At 35.8% G+C, this 3,303-nt stretch carries 4 protein-coding genes and 1 pseudogene; 2 read left to right on the top strand and 3 right to left on the bottom strand.

Features of this window, described 5'->3' with window-relative positions; translation table 11 throughout:
* Positions 1-46 precede the first annotated feature (46 nt).
* Positions 47-446: pseudogene (locus CHH91_RS07520) on the top strand (GNAT family N-acetyltransferase).
* 419 nt (positions 447-865) lie between these two features.
* On the opposite strand, the gene CHH91_RS07515 reads toward CHH91_RS07520, so the two are convergent.
* On the bottom strand, positions 866-1,429 hold the full coding sequence (locus CHH91_RS07515) for a GNAT family N-acetyltransferase (RefSeq protein WP_141234144.1): 564 nt from the start codon (positions 1,427-1,429) through the stop codon (positions 866-868).
* Positions 1,430-1,767: 338 nt separating this feature from the next.
* On the opposite strand from CHH91_RS07515, the gene CHH91_RS07510 reads away from it, so the two are divergent.
* Positions 1,768-2,205 carry a Ger(x)C family spore germination C-terminal domain-containing protein gene (locus CHH91_RS07510; protein WP_095222840.1) on the top strand — a complete coding sequence of 146 codons (438 nt, stop codon included), beginning with the start codon at positions 1,768-1,770 and terminating at the stop codon, positions 2,203-2,205.
* 189 nt (positions 2,206-2,394) lie between these two features.
* Here CHH91_RS07510 and CHH91_RS07505 read toward each other — a convergent pair whose 3' ends face one another.
* Entirely contained in the window at positions 2,395-2,559 is a 165-nt protein-coding gene (locus CHH91_RS07505) for an aspartyl-phosphate phosphatase Spo0E family protein (protein ID WP_095222839.1), read from the bottom strand.
* Positions 2,560-2,755: 196 nt separating this feature from the next.
* Positions 2,756-3,303 (bottom strand): LPXTG cell wall anchor domain-containing protein (locus CHH91_RS07500; protein ID WP_141234142.1); only part of this gene is annotated, 548 nt, incomplete at its 5' end.

Below are 3,303 nucleotides of genomic sequence, written 5' to 3'. Positions count from 1 at the left end.
TAAAATACATATAGATATTAAAAGAAAGAACGACCATATTGTGCATATGCTTTCAGATGACGTTTTAGGAAACAAGAGAGCTTTATAAACAACCTTTACCAGAGAGTTATATAAAAGCATTTCATTCTATCGTCTCTGACCCAAATAATGAATTAATTGTGGCTTGTTATGGCGAAGAGATAATAGGCGTTCAGCAGATTACATTTACTCCGTACATTACTTATCAGGGAGGATGGAGAGCTACAATTGAAGGTGTCCGTACTAAACCCTCAGAACGTGGAAAAGGCATAGGATCCAAGTTAATTCAATGGGCAATCCAACGTGCTAAAAAATGTGGATGTCATCTAGTTCAACTTACAACAGATAAAAACAGACCCGACGCAATTCAATTCTATGAAAAGTTAGGATTTAGGACATCTCATGAAGGATTAAAATTACACCTATGATAAATGAACTACGAGGACGAATTAATGAATAAAAGTATACTTATTAAATGAGTTATCCAAGCTGACACCTTTTGCGATATGTTATAGCTAACATAAGTCCTCCTGATGCTTTTTATCCATCATATAAAAACCCTCCACTACAGAAGAGGGCTGATTGATTTATAACTATATTGAATGATATTAGTTATCCTATAGCAAAACAATGTTGTTTCTTTCTAAGTCAAGTAACCAGGCTCTTCTTTGGATTTCCCCTCCATAGCTAATCCCGTTTCAAAAACAATCTTTTAGAAAACGGTCTAATTAAAAAAGCCCCTCTCCGAATAGGAAAGGGGCTTTTTACTATCGTATTCTACATACTTGTTGGAAGCGGTGATACATTAACCGGATTTAATATGATACATCTTGGAACACGCTCACTGTCAGTCCTTTTGTGACGGTACGCTCCACCCGTTTGGGCTCTTTTGTATGTGAGATTCCTTTGTGTATAGATAAAGATCATCAGATTGACCTGCATTCTCTTCTACAATACCTTGTAGCTCGAAATTTAGTTTCTGTAATAACTTTATAGATAGTATGTTTCTGGGGTCTACTTTCGCCTCGATTATTTTTAGGTTAAGTTGATGGAAGGCATAATCAACTAAACCGTTGACTGCTTCTGTCCCATAACCCTTGTTCCAAAATTGACTATCTAAATCATATCCAATTTCGGCTGAATTCGCCTCAAAATTGAGTGAATTAAAACCACACGATCCTATGATAGTATTAGAATTCTTTTCAATGATGGAATATCTTATGGCTTCTCCGCGTTCAGATAAATCACTTAAAAAAGCAATCATTTCTTCCGCCTCTTTTATTCGAGTAAACCCTTCAATATTCATATATTTTGTTACCTTAGGATTTGACCAAATAGCAAATAATGAATTTGCATCACACTTATCCATCTTTCTTAACATTAATCTCTTGGTTTGAATAGTATTGACTATCAAATGCTTAACCTCCATTTATCTAAATTAAATTGTGGTATGGTATAAGCTTTGATATCTGCGCATAGTTCAGTCCCTTCATGTATTTATAGGATGAAATACTGTCATATTAATTGACCAATTTATTGTAGCATTAGATTACCTAAATTGTAATATTCTAGAGTACATTGGTTTACAAGACTAACATAACTATAAAATTGAGACTTTATTTGCGTACTTTTAGATACTTAGTGGAAGCAGTAATATACAAGCCGGACTTAATTTGATACACCTTGGAGCCGCTCACAGTTAATTCTTTCGTGATTATACCGCACAAACTTTCAATATTATAATTTCTCATGCGCGATGTAAAAAATACCAGAGCACAAATAACCTTAAAAATAACGAACGATAAGAAACCAGACATTAAAAACTTCATCACTTTAAATGTTGAGAACGTTAAATCAAAGACAAAAGCACGTCCATCAAAAAGTAGTGTTGCAAGAACAGATATATATACTGAATTAACTGTTGCTATTGAAGAGTATCCAGCGGACAATCTAAGTATAAGAAAAGTCGGAACAATAACGAAGCAGATAGAAGCTGCTCTTGTAGATGACGCTAACAAGATTATTGAAATAGCGCAGAAATCGAATGGAGATATATTTGGTATAGGCAGAACTCTCCATGCATATCATCCAAGTTATTGGAACAACGTTAACTGGGCGAAAGAATACGGTAATAGTCAGATAGTACCTCATATGAAAGTTAACATACGAACCAGAGGAATCTACTAGAAATCCTGAACATTTATACTTTCTTTGGCAATTCAAAGTGCACACTTAAATAGAAACGCGTTACTAAACATGGGGTCTAATAAGGAAACTTTTCGCACAGTACACTTTTTCATAATCCTCATTACAAGATCTTCTACTATATTGAGAAGAATAACCAATAAGGCTGTACACTGATGTAGTGTACAGCATTTATATATATAAGGGATGATGAATAGGATTATTTAACTTATTCAAAAGTTGATCAAGCTCTTGACTCAAGCGAATTGTATCATCATTATTAAAACCGTGTTCTAATCCATATTTGATCATCTCGAGTCGCTTATCCTCAATTGCTCTTAATAAACATTGCTTCAATAAAATGACAACTCCTTATTCATCTAGACTGTCTATTATATCGGAATTTTCCGTAAATTATTTAATTACCACTTTCAAATTTCCTATTAGCGTTATTCATTTCTTTTTCTGCTACTTCTATTCGTAAACACTACCGTCCGCACTTAGAAAAAGGGAGTACAGAATGTAATATTCTGTACTCCCTTCAATAAAACCCTTAATTCGCTTTTTTCCTGCGAACAAACCAAATTGCCAATCCAAGTATCAGTAATGAAAAACCTGCTATCAACAAATTGTATACATTTGTTGCAGTTTTCGGTAGGTATTTCGCCTCTTCTGCTTGTGGTTTTTCATTTGTATCCGTACCGGTTACATTACTTGGCTTTTCAGCTTTTAGTGGTGTTGCTGTTGTGTTGTCACTTGGTGTGTTGCTGGATCCTTCCGTATCGACTGGCTCCTCTGGTTCTTGAGGATCAACGTCGATTCCCTTGCTTGGATGATCCGGTGTATCGATATTATCTCCAGAGACAACAGCTACGTTTTCAATTCCCTTGCCAGCATAGTCAGACTCAATCTTCGTTTGGAATGTCACTGTACGCCATTCGTTATCCGTTACATCCCCGAAGCTGACTGTAACTTTGCCGTCCTCAAAGCTTGCCTTGCCACCGTCACTTGTTTTCAGACTTCCGTCCACAAAGCTTAGGCCTTCCGGCAGCTCATCGGCAATTACGAGATTTTCTACCAGACTATCAGGAACAGTGTTGC

The organism is Virgibacillus sp. 7505 (assembly GCF_002272135.1).
Taxonomy (GTDB): domain Bacteria; phylum Bacillota; class Bacilli; order Bacillales; family Amphibacillaceae; genus Terribacillus.
Note: the sequence above shows the minus strand (reverse complement) of the source record. Positions and strands in the feature narration are given on the sequence as shown.